Below are 22,327 nucleotides of genomic sequence, written 5' to 3'. Positions count from 1 at the left end.
ATATATAATTAAATGTAATAAAAAAGAAGGGTGTTTTGCTAATACCCTTCTTTTTTATTACATTTAATGTCAATGAGTTATTTCCATACTTTTCATTACTAAATTTATAATATTTTAACCCTATTCTTTAACAATGTCTTCCTGAAGATTTTTAAATGATATTTTTTTCTTCATGATATAAGAAAATGCAAACAATAATATTAGCAGTGCTATAGATATAATAAAGCTTGAAGAAGATGTATCTATACACTTGTCTCCTAGATTTGTAAATATTAGTACACCAGGAATAATGCCAATTACAGTTCCAAATAAAAAGTCCTTAAACTTTATTTTTGACAATCCCGCTCCATAGCTTATAATATCAAAAGGTACTAAAGGTATAAGCCTTAACATCAATACTATAAAAAAACCTCTTTTTTCAACTCCGTCTTCAAACCACTTGCCTTTGCCATGTACCAGTTTGTTTACAAAATCTCTACCCAAATATCTAGCCATATAAAAGGATAGTGTAGCTCCAAATACAGCCCCAATAATAGTATATAATGTACCATAAAATAATCCAAAAGCCATTCCTCCTGATACTGCCAAAATAGAATCAGGAAAAAGCGTTAAAGGCACTAAAGTAAACATTATTATATAAATAATTGGAGCAAGTATACCAAAGGAATTAATATAGTTTTTTATACTAGCTGAATCATAATTTGTGAACATTCCACATTTATAGCAAATAGCTATGAAGAATGCAACAAGAATCAACATTAATATTTTCGTAACATTACTTTTACCTTTACTCACTACCATTCCCCCTTGCTTTAACTTTATATCTATTACACCAACTTATAATAGTATTAGCGGTTTTCGGCACTTCATCTTTGCATGTCCATGTGTTACCAAAAATTAAGTCTAATACGTGAAGTGATTTCTTTTGCCCCTTTAGCATTGCTTCTCTACAGCTCGCGCAATAAGTTACAATATAGTCTGTATTAGCTTCATCTGCAATTTTTTTTATGGACTTAAGTGATATTTCAGGATTTACAGGTAAAACCATCCCTCCTGTACCACAGCATCTAGTCTTTTCTTTTATATATTTCATTTCCTCAATCTTATAATTTAATCTATTCATTATCCATCTTATTGAATCATGTATATCCGGTACATCCCTGGTAGGACATGAATCGTGAATTGTAAAGGTAATATCACTATTATTTCCAATGTCAATTGATCTTTTAGGTAAATCAATTTCTTGAAATACAGTCCATAATGACTTGATTTTTTGATTTAGTCCATACTTTGAAAATGTTACATAGCAAGATTGACAGGCTGTAATCACCTCTTCAGCACCGGTTTTTTCTATAGTGTTTAAAAGCTTTTTATACCTTACTTTAAATAGTTCATCCTCACCAAGGGACTCTGTAGGTTTACCACAACATTCAATAAGCAATGCTGTACCAGGGAGCTTTTCCTTCAAATAATTGTAAGCTTTATGCACAAGTTCCGGACTATAGGCACTTAGACTACAGCCAGGTATAAATATTCTTTTAACTTCTTTTGAGTTCTCATCTGTCACTAATCCGCTGAAAGCTTTTGAAAAACTTAATTTTTGGTGCATATGGACAGCTCTATGACCTTTTAAGGTGGACATCCCATTGTTTTTAATAGCTATATCCCTTCTCATTTTCATAAAAACATCCTTAAGCTTTAAGCCTTTAGGACATACCTTACTGCAAATTCCACACATATTGCAGGAATAAGGAATTAAAGTATCTACACTTTTATTATTTAATATGTCCTTTAAAAGCTTCTTAGGACTATCTGAAAATTCTTTTAGAAATTCACATTCTTTTGTACACAGCTTACAATTTATACAATCTTCCATTAGTTGTTTTATATTTTCTATTGTACTTTCATTGTCTATATAAAATATATTTTTTTTCATCAAAGGTCGTTATTTCCTCCTTTAAAACCATCTACTTAGAAGCTTTTTCATAAAGTTCAATTCAAGATATTGCTCTATTTTCTTTAACGTGTCCATATTTTTAATATCTTTATTAGGATCTTGATATTCTATCCATGCATAGGCACACCAAGATAAAGCTCTAAAATAAAGATAAGGCGTATAAAGCTCTACTCTCTCTCTTATATCCTTTTTTCCGTTTTCAAGCTTTTCTTCGTAAATTCTAAAGAATTTTTCTTTTTCATCCTTAGATAGTATATAATCTGTTTTCCATAAGGTAGTAGTCTCCGCCAAAAACTGTGTTAAATCCTGACAGGGGTCACTTATAACAGGCTTTTCCCAATCAATCAAATAATTTCTTTCATCTCCAATAATAAAGTTATGTGAATTAACTTCAGTATTATTGATAACATGCCATTTATCTTCAGTAAAATATATTTCCCTATATTTATTGTCTTCAAGCCATTGAAGGAATTTATAAAAGAAGTTCTTTTGCTCAATTTGAACACAATCACATTTGAAAAAACTATCCAATAATCTTTTCCCTTCTTTTATCCTATCTTCAAAAATGTTATTTTCCACTATAAAACTTTTGTAATCATCTTCCTCTATACTGATAGAATGTATTTTAGAAAATATTTCGGAAGCCTTATACAAATCTTTGTTATAATCTAATGGTTTACCCTTTAGAAATTCCATAATTAGAATCCCATAATCAAAAAAATCCTTCTTATCATCAACAAAGTATGTCTTAGGGGTAACTTTGCTAATCTCTAACCTCTTTAATGCGTTGTACTCGTAGCTAATCTGATTTTTAAGTTCTAATTGACTGCCAGTATTAACTCTAAATACATACTTATGTAATTCATCCTCAATAGTATAATTTATGTTGTATTCACCTTGTGCTAAAAATTTCACCTTAAAATTCTTTTGCAGATCTAGATATTCAGTAATATGCTTTTGCTTTGCATAATCAATTATCTTATTCTGTAGTTCATCCTTAAGCATGTACGTACCTCCTATGTCTAACTTACCTACAAATACTTAGTCTATCTAATTCTAAAACTTTAAGCTTAATTAGAATTTAAAGCACACCTAAAACCTAGAATTTTAGGTGCCTATTTGCAAAGTATTTATTCTATCTTCTTCTAGAGAATTTATAAAGCTTACAGTATTATGCGGATATGCTTCCCAGATAACTTTTTCATCTTTTATCTTGTCTATGAATATTTTCAAATCATCCTTGGTGTCTATATCTCTACATTTTGAAGATAATCCTACTTTCAGTCCCCTTCTGTTCGCAATATCTATGGTACCTTCTAGAACGGACTTTTTTCCCCAGATAATATTGTTATTAAAGATCTCGTCATGAGCATTCTTCATACCAACAAGATAGTATCCTCCATCTACTGTAGGTCCTAAGCATATATCTTTATCATCTAACACATCAAAGGCCTCTTTTATATGATGAGGTTGAAGTTCCGGTATATCAGTACCTATCAAAACAACTTTATTGTATTTCTTAAGAAGTTTATTTATGGAATACCCCATTCTTTCTCCTAAATCTTCGCCTTGTTGAGGAAAAGATTCTATGTATTTTGGAATAATATTTTTTATAATTGAAAGATTCCCTTCCGGCGTATATGTAATATAAATATCTAACTCATGCTTTAATAAGTCACACACAGAGAATAAATCCTGCAGAAAGCTATAATGAATTCTGGCACATTCTTCTCCTGTAAGTAGTCCCATAAGTCTGGTTTTAGTTTTTCCCGGAATAGGTATTCTTGTCATTAGTATAAGCCCATTCATTATCTAGCCTCCTTGTAAATTTTGATTAACTTATAAGGCGGTACTCCACATATATATAAGAATCTAATTTTGTGCATTAATAAATGTGTCCTAATCTGGCCTCCGGTCTTAAACCTTCTCCCAGAAGTTCCTATAGGACACTTCAGTAATTCTATCTTTCCCATTTTCTTAAGCTTTAAAGACAACTCTATATCTTCCATGAGTTCTATTCTAGGATATCCACCTATTGTTTCAAAAACATCCTTTTTTACAAATATTCCTTGATCCCCATATAGTATTTTGAAATACTTTGCTCTTATATTTGAAGTTATAGATATATACTTCATAAATAATGTATTAAAATCATAAAAATAAATTGAGAAGCCTCCGCCGATACTGCCGCTTTCAATAGACTTCTCTATTAGAAGTATAGAGTCTTTATGTAATATGGAATCTGAATGAACAAACCATAAAATATCTCCAATAGCCTCTTTAGCTCCTGCATTCATTTGATTTGCTCGTCCTTTTTTACTTTTCACAACCTTTGCATACTTTGATGCTATATAAACAGTATTATCCGTACTGTTTCCGTCAACAACTATTACTTCTTTTTCACCCTGTAAATTTTCTATACTTTTCAGTAATTTTTCTATACTTTTTTCCTCATTTAGTACTGGAATTATTATTGAAACCATATTATCACCAATAAAATTTATTTTACAATATAATTTTCATCTTCTATTATATATTTTTTATTTTAAACATGTTATCTGTATTACAATTTAAAATAGTTTACCTTAATTTAATTATTATTATTTATAGATTAAAATAAAAACCTGCCTAAGCATTATATGCCTGGCAGGTTTCTAATAGATTATTTAACAATTAAACTGCTTCTGTTTAAATCATGATGAGCTTCTACAAATCTTATTGTTCCTGTCTTAGATCTCATAACAACAGTGTGTGTTGTTGCCCAGTCATTTTTTGAATATATAACACCTCTTAAAAGATCACAATCTGTTATACCAGTAGCTGCAAAATACACATCATCATGTTTTACTAAATCATTAATAAGTAAAACTCTATCTACATCATCAATGCCCATTGCTCTACATCTTTCTCTTTCTTCATCGGTATGCGGTTCTAATTTTGCTTGCATTTCTCCACCTAGACACTTTATAGCTGCAGCAGCAATAACTCCTTCTGGAGCACCACCTGTACCCATGAAAATATCTATTCCTGTATTTTCAAAACCACAAGCAATGGCTGCGGCTACATCTCCTTCTCCGAACAACTTAACTCTTGCACCCACTTCTCTTGCAGCATCTACAATATAACTATGTCTTTCTCTTTCTTGAACAATAACAGTAAGCTCTGTAACATCTTTATTTAACGCTTTAGCTACACTTATTATATTTTCTTTTGGAGATTTATTTATATCTATAGCACCTTTAGCACCAGGTCCTACAGCTATCTTTTTCATATACATATCTGGTGCGTGAAATAAACTTCCCTTAGGTCCCATTGCAACAACTGCTACTGCATTTGGAAGTCCCTTGGCTATTAATGTTGTTCCATCTAAAGGGTCCACAGCTATGTCCATTTCAGGCATGTTCTCTTCCCCTATACCAACTTCTTGTCCTATATAAAGCATAGGAGCTTCGTCCAATTCACCTTCTCCAATAACAACTGTTCCTCTAACAGGCATCATTCCAAAAGCTTTTTCCATTCCATCTACTGCTGCTTGGTCTGCTGCTATCTTGTCCCCTCTTCCCATAAACTTTGCTGAACAAAGTGCTGCTGCTTCTGTAACTCTTGCTAATCCCATTGCTATATCTGTATTAAGCATACCGTTATACCTCCCAATAAATACATATATTATTATCATGTCTAAATGACATTAATTCTACTCAATATTATGCCAACTTATATATACTATTCAGATAAAGTATATATAATATTCAACTTACAGTTAAATATTATATCACATTTACACAATAAGACAAGCTTTAATATAGCATTGTAATCCTTTAATATAATATTAAAAATATATCCTTATATATATTATTTAGCTTTCTGCTTTAAATCATATAAAGTTATAATTTTAGGTATATTTTTGAGTAAGAGAAAATATATTATTTATGTAGTGTTTTAAATTAATATTATAAAATATATCTCAAATATAGCTCAAATCAAAAAACTTTTAGACATTATTTTTTTAATTCCATTTTTTAACACAGGGTGGCGTACCAACGCATCAAGACATATTTTTCCTTTTTTCCACATTTACCTCACAAACTCTCCACATGTATTCCACATAGTAATCCACATCTTATCTACAGGCCCCTTGTTTATTTTTGTTATAAAATGTATATCCTTGACTAATAAAAGATATGACTATATTTATATAATCTGCTAAAATAAAAGAGTACCAAAAATAATGTATAAATATGGGGTAATGAGAATGAACATTCGTGGGAGTTTAAATGATTTAAAAATATTAGATGTGGAGATAAATAGGTTAAAAGAAACTCTCTATATACTAATGAATAGGAATGATCTTACAGATAAAAATGTAGTTGAATGCAGCCAAAAGTTGGACGAGCTAATTTTGAAATATCAAAAGCGCAAAAATATTATATAGTCTTAGCAGCATTTTCAGTAAATGAATTTTACAATGTTAATAATAACAATCTAGATTTATTTAGTTTAAATAAAAAGCTAGCATAATACTCATGCTAGCTCTCTTGTTTTTAAGAACATTATTTTTCTAGTTCAGCTAGAACTTCATCTATATCAATTTCAGTTCCGCTTTCATAAAATACTGCTATAAATTCGTTATAATCATAATTTTCCATGTCTACTTCATAGGATACAAACTGTGCTTCTATATCTTCTTCTTCCATTAAGTCTTCAATAATATCTCCTACGTTGTCTATAGCCAGTTCATTTAGATATGGTAGGAAGAAATCATTATACCATACTTCTCCTTCTTCCTCATCTTCACTTTCATCATTAGCATATGCCTTAGCTGCTTCTAGTTCTGCTTCATCAAAGTCAAAACAAAATCTTATAACAGCTGCATTGCCATCGTATTTGATCTCCTCTATATCATTTAGACTATTTCCTTCTAAAAATTCAATAATTCTTTCTTTGTTCATTGATATTCATCTCCTCAATTTTTTAGATTTCTGCAGTAAGTTATATCATTTAAGCAGGCATCCAAAATCTTAAGTAGATATCCCAAATCTTAAGCAGGCATCCAAAACCTTAAGTAGATATCCCAAATCTATGATTTGGTGATAGTCACTTACACAGAGTGCTGATTTTGAGATGATCGCTTACACAGAGTGCTGATTTGGTGATAGTCACTTACACAGAGTGCTGATTTTGTGATGATCGCTTACTCATTCGCTGAAAGGCGAAGGAGTTTCATTAATATAATTATTATGGTATAACCCCTACAATATTATTTTCATATTTTATGTTATTAATTCAAAGATTAAACAATGTTTGAATTAAAATAATGTAACTATTTTAACACAACAGTATCAGTTTTACCATTATTTTTATATATTACAATATAATTTATAAAAAATTTTAATGTATATTTAGTACTAAATTACCCATAATAATATGTTTTAAAAAAATAATTTTTATTTGCAGTTTTTTTCTTCAATTCAACATTTTACTTATTATGGTCCTCAAAAACACTTGATATACTATATAATTTTAATTTAATTTGGGAACTTTAAATTTATAGTAGTTTTTTATTTTTCACTAAGATCAATGCACCTATTCCACTATTGTACCAATATAAGGTAATTTTATAGTAATTATCATTCAACAAAATGAATAAATATAATATATTAGAATTTTTAGAAAATACTGTGTTTTTAAAAACTACTTTTTATTTTTTCAAATTGGTATATAATCAAGTATCGTACAAGATAATTCATATATGGAGGTAATTACAATGAACATTAGCTTAATTGGCGTACCAATTTTTTTTGGTTCAGACAAAAAGGGTGCTGACTTTGGACCAAAGAAACTTAGAGAAAAAAATATAGTGTCTGTTTTGACAAGGAACAATCATACCGTATATGACTGTGGAGATATTTACGTTGAAAATATACCAGAAGAAAAAAAGTATAATTTTCATACAACAATGAAATATTTAAAACCTATAGTAGACGTAAATAAAAACTTAGCTCATCAAGTTTACAGCTCCCTTTGTGCAGAATCTTTTCCTCTTGTAATCGGTGGAGATCATTCTATAGGGCTTGGAAGTATATCTGGTGCCAGCAAATTTTATGATGAAATTGCTGTTATATGGATTGATGCTCATGGTGATATAAACACTCATGAGACTTCACCAACAGGTAACGTTCATGGTATGCCATTAGCTGCAGCTATGGGCCTAGGATTTGAGGAATTAATAGATTTATATGACAAAGGCTGCAAAGTAAAACCTGAGAATATATTTATTATTGGTGCAAGAGACCTGGATTTAGGTGAAAAGGAATTAATTAAGAAACACAACCTTACAGTTTTTTCTACAGAAGATGTACAGCAAATAGGTGTTGAAAGAATAATGGAGATTGTAAATTCAAAACTTGTTGAAAGAGGGATAAAAGCAGTTCATCTAAGCTTTGATATTGATTGTTTAGATTCTAATTATGTTCCCGGTACAGGCACTCCTGTTAGAGAAGGAATGAATGTAGTTGAAGTTAAATATATACTAAAGTATCTTATGGAAACAAAGCTTGTTAAATCAATGGATTTTGTTGAACTAAATCCTCTTTTAGATAAAGGTGATACAACTGCTGATTTATGTATAGATTTGTTATCATGGACATTTGGGTTTTTAAAATAAATTATTCAATAAAAAACATATATGCAGATAAGCTATAATTAAGCCTATCTGCATATATGTTTTTTTACATTAATTCTAAAAATTTATCAATAAACTCATCAGCTTTTTTCAATTCTTCCTCACTTGGTACAAATTTAAATTTTAAGCCTTCTTCTACAACTTTAAACTTTAAAGATTTTAATCTGCTAGTAAGCATTGGTACTCCTTCACCACTCCATCCATAGGAACCAAAAGCTCCAGCTGCTTTACCTCTATTAGTAATAGCACATACTACAGATAATAAATCCCAAGCTGGTTTAACAGCATCTTGATTTATTGTTGGTGATCCTATTAATATACCACTGGACTTTTCAACTAATGTTACTAACTGTGGTAAATCCATTGATGTTATCTCATGAGCTTCTGCTTTAACTCCCTTAGAGTTTATCTTTTCAGCCATATACTCAGCTACCTTTTTTGTGTTTCCATAAGCAGAAATATAGAATACTTGAACATTCTTTTCAGCTATTGCCTCTTCAGTAGCCCATTCTCTATATAGGTTAACATACTTCTCTATATCAGTTACATGCACTGGACCATGGCTTGTAGCAATCATATCATAATTTAAATCTTTTATTTTATCAAGACCTGCTAAAACAAATCTTTTAAATGGTCCCATTATAACATCGAAATAATATTTCATTTCTTCAAAATAGTCACCAACACATTCGTCTACTATACACTCTTCTGGACAATAATGGCATCCTAAGAAATCACAAGTAAATAACATTTTCTTGTTTTCTGCATAAGTAAACATTGTATCAGGCCAATGAAGATTTGGAGCAACTATAAACTTTAGGTTAGTTTTTCCAAGACTTAATTCTTTTGGCGCTTCCATGCTTTTGAAATCTGCATTTATTATGTCTTTTAAATAAATTAAAGCTGCTCTTGAAGCTACAACTGTTGCATCTGGATATTCTTTAATTAAATTAACAATTGATCCACTGTGATCTAGCTCTGTATGCTGAACAACTATGTAATCAACTTTTCTATCTCCTATAACACTCTTTATATTAGAAATATATTTATCAAAAAATCCATCTTTAACAATATCAATTATTGCTACTTTTTCATCATCAATTAAATAGGAATTATAAGTTGTTCCTTTTTTTGTCTCCATTATAATATCGAAAACTCTGAGTTTTGGATCAGCTACTCCAACCCAGTAAATATTATCTTTTAGTTTTTCAACGTTCATTATATACCTCCTAATATGCATGCATTAAATATATTATTCCTAAATTACTCTTTTCTACTATTTTATCATAACAATTATAAAAATCAAATACTAATTATTATTGATAGCTAATTTATGAATATTGATAATATTACTTAAACTTGTTCAATTCCTAAAGTAAATATAAAAAAGCTCGAAATGGCAAGCTACTCTTTTACTATCTTGCCATTTCGAACTTTCTTTTTAATAACTAAGTCCCATTATCTCTTGCTGATATATTTTCTTATGTCTACAGCAACCGCTGAGACAATTATAATTCCCTTGATTATTTGCTGCCAGTAAGGACTTACTCCTATAAAAGTTAATCCATAGTTTATAACACTGAATATAAGAACCCCTATTACAACACCTGGAACTGTTCCTACTCCTCCAGAAACAGACCATCCTCCAACTACGCAGGCAGCTATTGCATCAAGCTCGTACATATTACCATAGTTATTTGTAGCTCCTCCAGTTCTTGCTGCTTCAAGAACTCCAGCTAAGCCATAAAGTCCTCCAGCAATTATATATAAGTAAAGCATACATCTTTTTACATTAATACCGGAGACTATAGCCGCTTCCTTGTTACCACCAATAGCATAAAGGTTTTTACCAAGTCTAGTCTTGTTTAATACAATATATATTATGAGAGTCATTATCATTGCAATTATAAATATATAAGGTATTCCTAAAAATGATCCCGTACCAAGTTTTGAAAAATCTCCTCTTAGCCCTCCTATAGGCTGAGAATTGTTAGGAGGAAGGTTGAAATATATTGAGTTTGCACCATAAACCATAACCATTGTGCCTAAGGTTGCTATGAATGCTGGAACATTAAATCTAGAAACAATATATCCATTTAGCAAGCCAACTAATAATCCAGCGGCTATAGCTAGAAGGATTGGCACTAATAAAGGTAATTGTGGTAAATTAGGAAAGAACCGTCTTGAGTAATCAGGTAATTGAAGCATAGAAGCAGAAAGTACTGCTGTTAAACCAACAACTTTACCTGCTGAAAGATCCGCACCACCCATTAATATTACAAAAGCTGCACCTAGTGCAATAATAATTCTAGTAGAACTTTGAATTAAAATATCACGGAAACAACTTACGGAAATAAAACGAGGATCCTTTAATGCAATAGCAACAATTAAAACCACAAAGACCACGTAAATTGCATTTTGTTTTAGGAAATCTTTTGTCTTATTCATATTAACATTCTCCATTTTTAACCTCCCCAGTCTAGACCATGTATTTTGCAGCAAGCTGCATTACTACTTCTTCTGTTGCAGATTTGCCATCTATTATTCCTGATAAATGTCCTTCACACATTACCATAATTCTATCAGACATTCCTAAAAGTTCTGGCATTTCAGAGGAAATCATGATAATACTTTTCCCTTCCTTTGCAAGCTCAGAAATAATCGTATAAATTTCATATTTTGCACCTACATCTATACCTCTTGTAGGCTCATCAAGTATTAATATATCTGGATCTGTAAGAAGCCACTTAGCAAGTAATACCTTTTGCTGATTACCACCAGATAAATTCTGCATAAGAGTTTTTGCCGAAGGCGTTTTTACCTTTAGCATCTCTATGCTCTTTTTAGTATCTTCTTTTCTTTTATCTTCATCTAATAATCCAAACTTATTTACATATTTATCTACGTTTGCTATTACTGTATTCTCTAGCACGGATAACAATGGGAATATTCCAGTCACTCTTCTTTCCTCTGTTAGAAGTGCAATTTTATGTTTTTTTGCATCAATTGAAGAACTTATTTTAACTTGTTCGCCATTCATGAAGATTTTACCGGATTCTACGCTGCGCAGCCCAAAAATAGCTTCTACAAGCTCAGTTCTTTGTGCTCCTACAAGACCTCCAATGCCAAGTATTTCACCTTTTCTAAGTTCAAAAGAAATATCTTTAAAGCATTTATTAAAAGGAGAAGTTAGCCCGTCTACTTTTAAAACTACCTCGCCAGGTACATTTTCTCTTACTGGGAATCTATTAGTGAGATCTCTTCCTACCATTTTCTTTATAATTAAATCAGTTGTAAGTTCTTCAGCTTTCCATGTACCTACTAAGGTTCCATCTCTCATTATTGTTACTTCATCAGAAATCTGAAGAATTTCCTCCATTTTATGGGAAATGTAAATTATTGAAACCCCTTTGGCTTTCAACTCTCTTATAACTTTGAATAGATGTTCTACCTCAGTTTCAGTTAAAGAAGAGGTTGGCTCATCCATTATAATAATTTTAGCATTATAGGATACAGCTTTTGCAATTTCCATTTGCTGAACTATTGAAACTGATAAATTTTCTACCTTAACCTTTGGGTCTATATCTAAATTTAAGCTTTTAAATAGTTCTTTTGTATCATTATACATCTTCTTCTCATCAACTAATTTTACTATTCCATAGTTTTTTAAAGGAAAACGACCAAGCCACATATTTTCCATCACATTACGATATTTAACGGGATGAAGCTCCTGGTGAATCATAGCAATACCACGATCTAGTGCATCCTTTGAGCTATCATTTTGTATTGGTTCACCATTTAAAAGTATTTCTCCTGTATCATGTTTATATATCCCAAATAAACACTTCATCAAAGTAGATTTTCCTGCACCATTTTCTCCCATAAGTGCATGTACACTGCCTGGTCTTACCTTTAGAGTAACTCTATCTAAAGCTTTAACACCTGGGAACTCTTTTACTATATTGTTCATTTCAAGTAGAAATTCACTTTGACTCATTTAGTGACCTCCTTAATAACCTTTTAAAAATAGTAGGGGATGAGAATTTTTAAACCGCATCCCCTACATAATCAATAAATTGAAAGGCTATTTAGCATCTTTAATATTGTCTTTAGTGATTGTTTTGTAATCTATCCAAACATACTTACCATCTTTAATTTCAAAGCCAATATTGTCTTTACTTGGAGTCTCACCTTTAGCAAGAACTTCTGCTAACTTAGCTGAAGCAGCCCCTTGATTTTTAGCATCGTTTAAAACAGTTCCTAGCATTGTGCCATCTTGAATAGCTTGTACTCCTGGTGCAGTTGCATCAACACCTACTACAGGCATATATTTGTTATCCTTAAAATATCCAGCAGCTTTTAACGCTTCTATTGCTCCTAGTGCCATATCATCGTTGTTTGCAAATACAGCTTCAATCTTATCTCCATTAGACGCAAGGAACGCAGCCATTTTTTCTTGGCCCTTTACACGATCCCACATACCTGTATCTTCTGCTAATTTTTGTACCTTTAATCCAGCAGATTGCACGGCCTCAATTGAGTATTTTGTTCTTAGTTCTGCATCTTGATGTCCAGGTTCTCCTTTTAGCATTACATATTGAATAACTCCATCTTTATTTTTATCTGCTTCAGGATGATCTTTAAAGTATTTTGCTATAATTTGACCTTGCATTGTACCTGATTGCTCAGCCTTTGCTCCTACGTAGTAAACCTTATCCCATTTTTTCATATCTTCTGGTAACGGCTCACGATTCATAAATACAACAGGAATTTTAGCATTCATGGCCTTATCTATAATTACTCCAGCAGCTGTTCTATCAACTGGGTTGATTATCATACTGTTGACCTTTTTTGTTATAAATAAGTCAACTTTATCATTTTGAGTAGACTGTGAATTTTGACTATCAACTATATCTACAGTAGCTTTATCTTTTAAAGAATCAGCAACTGCGTTACGTACTCCAGTCATAAATGTGTCATCAAATTTATAGATAGCACAACCTATACTAGGTTTTGTATCTTTACTTGCACTAGATCCCCCAGTACTTTGACTACTTGATCCGCATCCAGCCAATGCCCCTACCGTTAGAGAAGCAAAAAGTACTAATGTAAGAACTTTTTTCATTTAATAATTCCCCCTTAATTTTTATTGTAAATGTTTTCTTTAAATTTATAATAGTATAAATTTTACAAAAAATTAATACAAAATCCTATACAAATATATAAAAATTCTATGCAATAATTATTTTACAATAGGAAATAAAAATTTTTCATTTTCTTGAAAATACATATTTGTACCATCTATTATTTTAGATTTTATCTTAATTTCATTTGGAATGTCCTTTTTATTAAAAATATCCATTGCATATTTTACATTTGAAAGGTTATTTTTATTAAGAGCATTAACTGCATACTTTACACTTAAATAACCCATAGTGAATGGATCATGAATGATAGTTGCGGAAATTATACCCTTTTCTAGATAATCAATTTCTCTAAGTGTACTATCAAAGGCAATAACCTTTATACTTCCTTCTAAATTCATTTCATTTAGAGTCTCGGCAACTCCCTCTGCTGCATTAGAATTTAAAGCTACTATGGCATCTAAATTCCTATGTTCACTCAGCATTTTTTTCGTTAGCTCTTTTGTCGCTGCAGGATCCGAAAGACAGTATCCCTTTGCCACCACTTCCACTCCTTTGTACTGAGAAAATAAGTCTAAGAGACCTTTTTCTCTTTCCATTAATGAGTCTGCACCTTCAATAGAACTCATAATCCCCACTTTAAATTTTGTGCCTAGAATACTTACTAGCATATCTCCAGCCTTTCTGCCTCCATCTATGTTATCAGCAGAAATATAATAATCGAATTTATTTGTATTCACTCTTGAATTCATTACAATTACAGGAATCCTTTTGCTATATGCTTTCTCTATAACCTTTGACAACTTTTCATAATCATTTGGAGCTACTACTAATGCGCTTATACCCTTATTTAAAGCATTCTCAATTAAATTTATTTGTCCCTGAATGTCACTTTCATCCTTTGGAGCTAAATAATTAAATGCTACATTACACTCTTCCGCCGCTGCTTCTGCTCCCATTTTTACGGTACCCCAATAATCACCTGTTGCCATTCCACCTATCACAAGAATTTTTTCATTCTTCTGTGTACCACTAAAGGTTAAATTAGGATAATAGATCACCAAACAAAAAATTAAAACAAATGCTATACAGATAAAAACCAATCTTTTAATAATTTTCATTTTATTGCCACTCCCTTAAAGCTATTCTATATATAATGGCAGATAAATCTTTACTGTAGTTCCTACTTCCAGCTCACTTTCTATTTTTAATCCATACTCGCTGCCATAACAAAGCTTTATTCTTTCGTCTACATTCTTTATTCCCACTCCTGAACCTTTACTCTTCCTATGTTCAGTTAATAAAATGTTTTCTACCAACTCTTCATTCATACCTAATCCAGTATCCTTAACCATTAATAACAATTTATCATTCTCTATACCTGCATAAATAAATATTTCACCCTCATCCACAGAGCATTCTATTCCATGATAAATAGAATTTTCAATAATTGGTTGAAGAATAAGCTTAATGGTACTATAGTTAAGTACTTCTTCCTGCACTTCCATTTTGAATTGAAATTTATTTTTATATCTTACCTTTTGTATTATTAAATAATTTTTAGCATGTTCTAGTTCCTCTTTTACAGTTATTATATTTTTTCCTTTACTGATACTAATTCTAAATAATCTTGCAAGAGCTGTTATCATTGTAACCGCTTCTTGGTTTTTTTCATTTTCTATCATCCAAACCACAGAATCTAGTGTATTATATAGAAAGTGCGGATTAATCTGAGCCTGCAGTGCATTAAACTCACTTTTTCTCTTTTCTTCTTGTTCTTTTACTATTTGCTCCATTAAATTTGTAATCTTTAAAACCATTAGATTAAAGGCCTTTGACAAGCGAACAACCTCATACTCTCCTTCAACGTTTATTTCTACATCAAATCTACCTTCCTCTACAAGCTTCATACATTTTTCTAATTCCTTTATGGGCTTGGATATTTTTGCAGAAAGAGAAGTTGAAATAGCTATAACAAAAAGAATCCCTAATATTATTATTAAAACTGCATATGTACCTAGATTTTTCTTAGTGGCTGCTATTTGGTCCATATAGTATATACCAACTATCTTCCAACCTGTAATTTTAACTGTTTTTACAGTTACTAACCTTTGTTTATTATCAAAGGTTTCAATAAAATTACCGGAAGATTCCTTTAGTACATTTTTTATATTCTCCTGCTTTAAACCCATATATATTAGCTGCTGTTGAGGATGATAAACAATGTTACCCTTATCATCAATAATATATATATATCCCATATTACCTAACTTTGTCTGTTGACACAGCTGGTCAAGAGACCTAAAGTTCATGTCCACCAAAAGCACTCCTGTAGCTTCCTCATTTCCCTTTTTATATTTCACACACTTACTTAGTGAAACTACCCAACTGTGATTGCCATAAAATATATTATGAACATGAGGTAATGAAATATTAACTTTATCAGGATTACTTATTGCTTCTTTAAACCAGCTTTGGTTTTTTATGTTTGCTCTTCCCTTAACCTCAAAATTAGGTAACTTAGCTGCTATATCACCTTTATCTGTAAAAACTGCTAATCCAACAATATCATCCCTTGTGCTTAGAACAATCTCCATCTGATTTAGAATTCGGGAGCTAGGTAAATCTTCATCTTTTTTTATATTGCTTTCAAGCAAGGAAGATATATATATCATATTTTTTAAATAGTAATCCATATTAACACTTATTTCATCAGCTATTTGTTTAGTACTTATTTTAGCATTCTGCTCTGAATCCGCAGAAAATCTATTAAACAAGGCTATACCTACAAATAGCATGGCCATGATAGTAACAAAGGTAAAGGAAACTGTAATGATAAGTTGAATACTGCTTTTCCTTATAAATTTGACTAACATCCTCACTGGTTCTCTAATAAATTCAAGCATATCAACTCTCCTTATTTTGTTCTATTGAAACTATTACGATACTCTGATGGTGATTTTCCTAAGTTTTTCTTAAAACAATAGCTAAAGTAATTTGGTTCTGAAAACCCAACTTTTTCAGCTATAACAAAGGTTTTCATATTGGTGTTTCTTAATAATTCTTTTGCTTTTATCATTCTTATCTGTGTTAGATAGCTTACAAAGGTTGTTTGAGTGTCTTTTTTAAATATATAGCTAAAATAAGCCTGACTTATATGTAGATAATTACATATTGTATTTATATTTAATTCAGAATCCTGAAATCTTTCCTCTATATATTCCTTAGCTCTATCTACAAGAAGTTTACTTGAATCCTCTCTACCTTTGATAATGTGCTCTGAAATTTTTATTGAAATCTTCTTAATCCATTCCTTTACTTCAATCAATGTAGCAAATTTATATAATTCTATGAAGAAGTTAAAATTCTCTCCAAAAATGTCTTTTATATTTACATTAGAGTCCTTAGCAATCTTGATAATTGTAGTTATAATTTGTATTAGATATATTTGATAATATTCAATACATGTATTTGAAGCCTCTATAACTCTGAAAATATTCTCTACTGCAGAATAAATCTCTTCTTTTGTTCCAGTTTTTATAGAACTTTCCAATTGTCTCTCCTTTAATCTATCAAATATTATTTCATTTTCTCTTTTAGGCTCCACATCTTCAATAAAAATAAGTCTATTATTTCCTAGAATAATTCTGTAACCTAGAGCAGCAATGGCATTTTTATAAGAAAGACTCACTCCACTTATATCTTCACAGCTTGTACCAATTCCAATTGTCACGCTTAAGTTTAGATATTTAACTATAGACTGTCTTATTTCCTCAAGTACTTTACCGGCCTTCTCTAGTATTAGTTTTTTGCCGCTATCCTGTGATATATTTAAAATAATTATATTATCATCTTCAATAAAAGCTAATCCCATAGAAGGCTTATTTATTATTTCTTCAATTAGCTTTAGTACTTGAAATATAAGAATCTCCTTATCCTTATTGTTGATATTTTCTATATTGTAATCGATTGCTACTATTGAGATAAGAAAAGCTTCTCCCTGGAGATTGATATTGTATTTTTTTTCTTTTTCTCTGATTTCATCAACATTAATGTTGCCTCGTATAATGGAACTTAAAAATTTTTCCCTTAGGACAGGTAGACTTTTAATATAGATCTCCTTTAACAATTTAATATTCTTTTTCTCCTCAAACTCTCTATCTAATTTCTCTTTCACACTAATAAGTAGCTCTATAATATCCTCTGAAGATATCGGCTTTAAAACGTATTCAATAACATTTAATTTTATAGCCGTTTTTGCATATTCAAACTCGTCAAAGCCTGTTAGTATTATAGTTTTTATCGTAGGAAATCTCTCATAGAGAATTTGAGTAAGCTTCATTCCATCCATAAAAGGCATTTTTATGTCCGTAATTACAATATCAGGAGTATCTTTTTCTACTATTTCAAGAGCCTCTTTCCCATTCTCAGCTTCTCCTATAATTTCAAAACCATATTTATTCCACTGAATTTTATTAAGTACGCCGCGTCTAACCTCTTCCTCATCATCTACAAGTATAATTTTATACATGATAACGTCCCCCTTTCCATATTGATACAATATAAACAGAATTCTTGGCTTCAGGTGGAGTTTTGACTCCATCTAAAGCTTAGAAGTCGTTATCCAGGGTCGTAGCGCCACTTATCCCCAACTTTAAGAAGTTGGGGTGTTAGTGGCGGTAGACATCGGATAAAAAATAATAGTGTTTTTCCACATCAAATATTTATTTACAAGTTCTTCTAATAAAATTATACTTCAAATAGCATTAAAGCTGTAGAATAAATTAAGGTTTAAATCTCAATTTGTCCTACAGCTCTTTAAACTGTTTGTTTTCTTTATTAAATTAATGTGACAATATATCTCAATATAAAAAACTTATCTATATTACTCTATTAGTTTTGATTTTTTACCATTGAAAAATACGTATTCTAAGTGAAGAGCCCTCGTTAAAGCTACATATAATATCTTTTTGTCTAATTCTTTATTACTATAATTCTCTTCATTGCAATTATATAGTATACTGCAGTCAAACTCTAATCCTTTAGTCATATAAGATGGTATTATTATTTTCTTAAGCTTTAAGTTTTTGTCCGTATCTTTAATTAAATCCCAATTAAATTTGCTGTATTTCTTCATATGCTCTTTAATCTTTTTGCACTCTTCATAAGTTCTCCCTATGATTGCAACGCTGTTTTTATTAATACTTTCTACTTCCTTAACTATCTCATCTATCTTTTCGCAAAATTCTTTGTTAGTTTTAAATTCTATAACCTCTGGAACTTTACCATGCCGTAGCACAGGTATTGCAGGTTTGATTTTGTTTTTTTGTTTTGAAAGTACTTTATTTGCAAACTCCATTATTTCTACAGTTGATCGATAACTTTGTGTAAGCTGAACGTATGCAGCTTCAGCATTAAAAACTTCATTTATAAGCTTTTCCCAACTTTCAATACCTTTGTAGTAATAAATTCCTTGACCTACATCTCCAACAATAGTTAAAGAATTATTCTCCGCCAGTTCTTTTAGTACAGTAATTTGAAAAATACTGTAATCTTGAGCTTCATCAATAACTATATGCTTATACCTAAATTTTTCTGGGACACCTTCTATTCTAATTTTTAGGTACAACATAGCGGCTAAATCATCGCTATCAATTATGCCTTTTTCATAATTACTATTTAGTTCCTCTCTCATGTTATGTGCTAAAGTTTCAGAGATTTTCCCAGCTGTTACTTCTTTAAAGATATCTTCATCATTGAAAAAACTTATATATATTTTTCTTGTATCTACTTGTTTCCACTGTTCAAAATAATCATCAAAGCATTTTCTAGATTTTACTTTTATTTCATCTTTTTTACTATCTCTCTCATCATATAATTTGATAAGTTTCTTTCGTCTATCTGCACTATCTTCCATGGTTCTTTTTACTCTAGATATTTGGTACTCATATGAGAAATCGATTTTATCAAGAATAGCCTTTATTTTCTCATCTATTTTTAAGTTAAAATATCTCTTTATTTCATCTTTTCTCTTGTTCAATGACAAATGCACCATATCTTTTGCATAAAGCCTCTGTATTTCTTCCTTTTCAAATAGAGTATAATGTTCAACTTTTATATCTTCTACTTCTAAATCCTTCGCTTCCATATATCCTATATATCTATCTATCAGGCCTTTAAAGTCAATGGTACCTCTTAATTTACTGCTATTTATAATAAATTTGGAATCATCCTCATTCTTTCCTTCAAGTATTTCTGAAAGCTTTTTATCTTTAGAATATACTTTGCTCTTTACTCCTAACACATCAAGAGCAATCCCTTCGAAAGTATTCTGCTTTACGTTATCCACCCCAAGGTCTGGCAGTACATCAGATATGTAATCTAGAAATAACTTATTTGGCGCTATGACCAGTATATCATCACCACTAAGTTTCTCCTTATACTTATATAATAAATATGCTAGTCTATGTAGTGCTACTGTAGTCTTTCCCGAGCCAGCAGACCCCTGAACTATAAGAGCATTATTTTTTTCAGCTCTTATAATATCATTTTGCTCCTTCTGTATTGTAGCTACAACATCTTTCAATTTGCTGCTTACGCTTTGTTCCAGATTTATTCTCAGGTACTCATCTATTAATGCATTTCCCTCTTCCTTGGAGGACTTTAAAATTATTTCATTTATCCCTTCATCAAAGGCATCTATCAGTTCACAACTCTTTACAAGAAACTTTCTTTTAAGACTAAGGTCTCCACTTATTACTCCCATAGGTGCTCTGTAGAAGGATTCTCCAAAGGTACCACTATAATATAGATCTGCTATAGGAGATCTCCAATCTATTACCTTCTCTTCTCCATTTTCTAAGTCTCCTAGTCCAAACTTTCCTATATAAAAAGTTTCTTTTTCCCGTCTATATTCCCTAAAATCTATCCTTCCAAAGTAAGGTTGATTTTGTGATTCATGATATTTTTGAAGATTTTTATGGGTTATTGCATAAAGTTTCTCTTTAGTTTCTAGCTCCTCGCTATATTTACCTTTTGATTCTTTTCTTAAATCATCTATTTTACCTTTTAATTGTTTATCATCCTGCTGAATTTTTTCAATTTCCTCATCAATCCACTTTCTAGTTTCTTTAAGGGCTTTTCTTTCTAGCTCCATTTGTTCACAGTTTAAAGACACAATACAATCCTCCTTTTAGTCGGAACACTGGGTAAATTTGCTCGTTTCCACCAGCAAATTTACCCGTTAAAGTCCATTTAGGACTTTAACCTCCAATCTTGTATCAACATCTTATTGTATAATTAAGTTAAAAATATGTCAATTCTGCCAAATAACCTGCGGTTTTGTTTTAAATAAATAAGGCATGATTATCTTATATTATGATAACCATACCTCACACATTTAAAATATACTCATCTATCTTCTGAATAACCTACATTTTTATCCAAATAATATGTTACTCCATATATAGTTTTTTATATTGACAAAGTATAGCATATATACTAAAATTCAGTTATACCCCTAATAGGTATGGAGGTGTTTTTATGATTACAATTGAAGAAAAAGCTCTTGAATATGCAAAACAAAAGGAAGGAAGTATCGTAGTAAAACTTATTTCTACTTCTGGCGGATGATGCGAAATGCCAATTAAAAGCCTCTGGATTGAGGTTCTGAAAGGTTTTGAGCCTACTGAAAATTATAATTGCTATGAGTATGAAGGTATAAAAGTATTCATAGAAAAAGGACTTATATTAGAAGAAGATATATTAATTTACAGAAAGCTAAAGCTTCCATTTGCGGGAACAATACTCGGTTCTAAAGGTATTTCTGTTAAATATCTTTAGTATAGGGATAAAAAAATTATATATAAGATTTCAAGGCCGAAAGTTAACTTTCGGCCTTTATAATTATTCTTCTGCTTCTTCGATTTTATATACTTTCTTACATTTGTCTGTATATATAATTCCATCTAAATGATCGATTTCATGACAGAAGGCTCTTGCTAGGAATCCATCAGCAGTATATTCTACTTCTTCTCCCTTTAGTGTTACTCCTGTAACTATTACTCTTCTCGGTCTTACTACTGGCCCCTCATATCCTGGATAACTTAAGCAGCCCTCGATGTCCTCTATTCTGCCTATCTTTTTAACTATTTTAGGATTTAATAGTATTATAGGCTCACTTCCATCTCTAAGGTCTATAAGTATAGCTCTCTTTAATACTCCTATTTGAGGAGCAGCTAGTCCAACACCGTCGGTACTATATAGAGTATCTTTTAAATCTTGTACAAGATTTAATACCTCTTCATCTATTTTTTCAACTTTTCTACTTACTCTTGTTAAGGTTTTATTTCCAAATTGTATTATTTCTCTAACTGCCATAAATATTTCTTAAAACCTGTTTATTGTCTATAAAGCTAAATTATTTTGCAACTCAGGTTTTAAAACTACCTCCTTTTAAACTATATTTACCCATTAATTATACATTCATTTTATTTATTCATCAAGCACAACAGCATAGTAATGCTAGAACTCATACATTTTTCC

At 30.9% G+C, this 22,327-nt stretch carries 19 protein-coding genes; 3 read left to right on the top strand and 16 right to left on the bottom strand.

The window, feature by feature from the left end:
* Nucleotides 1-120 precede the first annotated feature (120 nt).
* The 6 genes from I6U51_RS01675 to glpX form a co-directional block, all read right to left on the bottom strand.
* Nucleotides 121-795 carry a TVP38/TMEM64 family protein gene (locus I6U51_RS01675; protein ID WP_425489734.1) on the bottom strand — a complete coding sequence of 225 codons (675 nt, stop codon included), beginning with the start codon at nucleotides 793-795 and terminating at the stop codon, nucleotides 121-123.
* Entirely contained in the window at nucleotides 788-1,936 is a 1,149-nt protein-coding gene (locus I6U51_RS01670) for a (Fe-S)-binding protein (RefSeq protein WP_211141062.1), read from the bottom strand. Before I6U51_RS01670 ends, I6U51_RS01675 begins: the two co-directional genes overlap by 8 nt.
* 21 nt (nucleotides 1,937-1,957) lie before the next feature.
* Nucleotides 1,958-2,962, bottom strand: a complete 1,005-nt coding sequence (locus I6U51_RS01665; protein WP_211140868.1) for a phosphotransferase — start codon at nucleotides 2,960-2,962, stop codon at nucleotides 1,958-1,960.
* Between the two features lie 102 nt (nucleotides 2,963-3,064).
* The gene (locus I6U51_RS01660) at nucleotides 3,065-3,766 is read right to left on the bottom strand and encodes a TIGR04282 family arsenosugar biosynthesis glycosyltransferase (RefSeq protein WP_211140867.1); all 702 of its coding nucleotides are present in this window, start codon (nucleotides 3,764-3,766) and stop codon (nucleotides 3,065-3,067) included.
* Nucleotides 3,766-4,440: a TIGR04283 family arsenosugar biosynthesis glycosyltransferase gene (locus I6U51_RS01655; RefSeq protein ID WP_211140866.1), complete on the bottom strand. Its 675-nt coding sequence runs from the start codon at nucleotides 4,438-4,440 to the stop codon at nucleotides 3,766-3,768. The genes I6U51_RS01660 and I6U51_RS01655 overlap by 1 nt, the downstream gene beginning before the upstream one ends.
* Nucleotides 4,441-4,619: 179 nt before the next feature.
* Nucleotides 4,620-5,594 (bottom strand): class II fructose-bisphosphatase, encoded by a 975-nt coding sequence (gene glpX / locus I6U51_RS01650; protein WP_211140865.1) that lies wholly within the window; start codon nucleotides 5,592-5,594, stop codon nucleotides 4,620-4,622.
* Nucleotides 5,595-6,209: 615 nt separating this feature from the next.
* Between glpX and I6U51_RS01645 the strand changes: the two genes are divergently transcribed.
* Entirely contained in the window at nucleotides 6,210-6,389 is a 180-nt protein-coding gene (locus I6U51_RS01645; RefSeq protein WP_211140864.1) for an aspartyl-phosphate phosphatase Spo0E family protein, read from the top strand.
* Between the two features lie 118 nt (nucleotides 6,390-6,507).
* Here the strand turns inward: I6U51_RS01645 and I6U51_RS01640 are convergent, their stop codons facing one another.
* Nucleotides 6,508-6,906 (bottom strand): hypothetical protein, encoded by a 399-nt coding sequence (locus I6U51_RS01640; RefSeq protein ID WP_211140863.1) that lies wholly within the window; start codon nucleotides 6,904-6,906, stop codon nucleotides 6,508-6,510.
* Nucleotides 6,907-7,721: 815 nt separating this feature from the next.
* Here I6U51_RS01640 and rocF point away from each other — a divergent pair.
* Nucleotides 7,722-8,621 carry an arginase gene (rocF, locus tag I6U51_RS01635; protein WP_211140862.1) on the top strand — a complete coding sequence of 300 codons (900 nt, stop codon included), beginning with the start codon at nucleotides 7,722-7,724 and terminating at the stop codon, nucleotides 8,619-8,621.
* 64 nt (nucleotides 8,622-8,685) lie between these two features.
* Here rocF and I6U51_RS01630 read toward each other — a convergent pair whose 3' ends face one another.
* From I6U51_RS01630 to helD, 8 genes are all read right to left on the bottom strand, one after another.
* The gene (locus I6U51_RS01630) at nucleotides 8,686-9,858 is read right to left on the bottom strand and encodes an FprA family A-type flavoprotein (RefSeq protein WP_211140861.1); all 1,173 of its coding nucleotides are present in this window, start codon (nucleotides 9,856-9,858) and stop codon (nucleotides 8,686-8,688) included.
* Between the two features lie 239 nt (nucleotides 9,859-10,097).
* Nucleotides 10,098-11,102 carry a galactose/methyl galactoside ABC transporter permease MglC gene (gene mglC / locus I6U51_RS01625; RefSeq protein WP_211140860.1) on the bottom strand — a complete coding sequence of 335 codons (1,005 nt, stop codon included), beginning with the start codon at nucleotides 11,100-11,102 and terminating at the stop codon, nucleotides 10,098-10,100.
* A 16-nt stretch (nucleotides 11,103-11,118) separates the two neighbouring features.
* Complete coding sequence (locus I6U51_RS01620; protein ID WP_211140859.1) at nucleotides 11,119-12,636, bottom strand: sugar ABC transporter ATP-binding protein; 1,518 nt, start codon at nucleotides 12,634-12,636, stop codon at nucleotides 11,119-11,121.
* 87 nt (nucleotides 12,637-12,723) lie between these two features.
* A complete protein-coding gene (locus I6U51_RS01615; protein WP_211140858.1) occupies nucleotides 12,724-13,764 on the bottom strand; it encodes a galactose ABC transporter substrate-binding protein in 1,041 nt (346 codons plus the stop codon).
* A gap of 117 nt (nucleotides 13,765-13,881) precedes the next feature.
* Complete coding sequence (locus I6U51_RS01610) at nucleotides 13,882-14,904, bottom strand: substrate-binding domain-containing protein (protein ID WP_211140857.1); 1,023 nt, start codon at nucleotides 14,902-14,904, stop codon at nucleotides 13,882-13,884.
* Between the two features lie 21 nt (nucleotides 14,905-14,925).
* The gene (locus I6U51_RS01605) at nucleotides 14,926-16,689 is read right to left on the bottom strand and encodes a sensor histidine kinase (protein WP_211140856.1); all 1,764 of its coding nucleotides are present in this window, start codon (nucleotides 16,687-16,689) and stop codon (nucleotides 14,926-14,928) included.
* An 11-nt stretch (nucleotides 16,690-16,700) separates the two neighbouring features.
* On the bottom strand, nucleotides 16,701-18,314 hold the full coding sequence (locus I6U51_RS01600; protein WP_211140855.1) for a response regulator: 1,614 nt from the start codon (nucleotides 18,312-18,314) through the stop codon (nucleotides 16,701-16,703).
* A gap of 354 nt (nucleotides 18,315-18,668) precedes the next feature.
* A complete protein-coding gene (gene helD / locus I6U51_RS01595) occupies nucleotides 18,669-20,960 on the bottom strand; it encodes an RNA polymerase recycling motor HelD (RefSeq protein ID WP_211140854.1) in 2,292 nt (763 codons plus the stop codon).
* A gap of 461 nt (nucleotides 20,961-21,421) precedes the next feature.
* Here helD and I6U51_RS01590 point away from each other — a divergent pair, with 461 nt between their 5' ends.
* On the top strand, nucleotides 21,422-21,625 hold the full coding sequence (locus I6U51_RS01590; RefSeq protein ID WP_246517027.1) for a hypothetical protein: 204 nt from the start codon (nucleotides 21,422-21,424) through the stop codon (nucleotides 21,623-21,625).
* A 63-nt stretch (nucleotides 21,626-21,688) separates the two neighbouring features.
* Here the strand turns inward: I6U51_RS01590 and def are convergent, their stop codons facing one another.
* Nucleotides 21,689-22,162: a peptide deformylase gene (def, locus tag I6U51_RS01585; RefSeq protein WP_211140853.1), complete on the bottom strand. Its 474-nt coding sequence runs from the start codon at nucleotides 22,160-22,162 to the stop codon at nucleotides 21,689-21,691.
* Between the last annotated feature and the right edge of the window lie 165 nt (nucleotides 22,163-22,327).

This window comes from Clostridium aciditolerans (genome assembly GCF_016316925.1).
GTDB classification, from domain to species: Bacteria; Bacillota; Clostridia; order Clostridiales; family Clostridiaceae; genus Clostridium_AM; species Clostridium_AM aciditolerans.
Note: the sequence above shows the minus strand (reverse complement) of the source record. Positions and strands in the feature narration are given on the sequence as shown.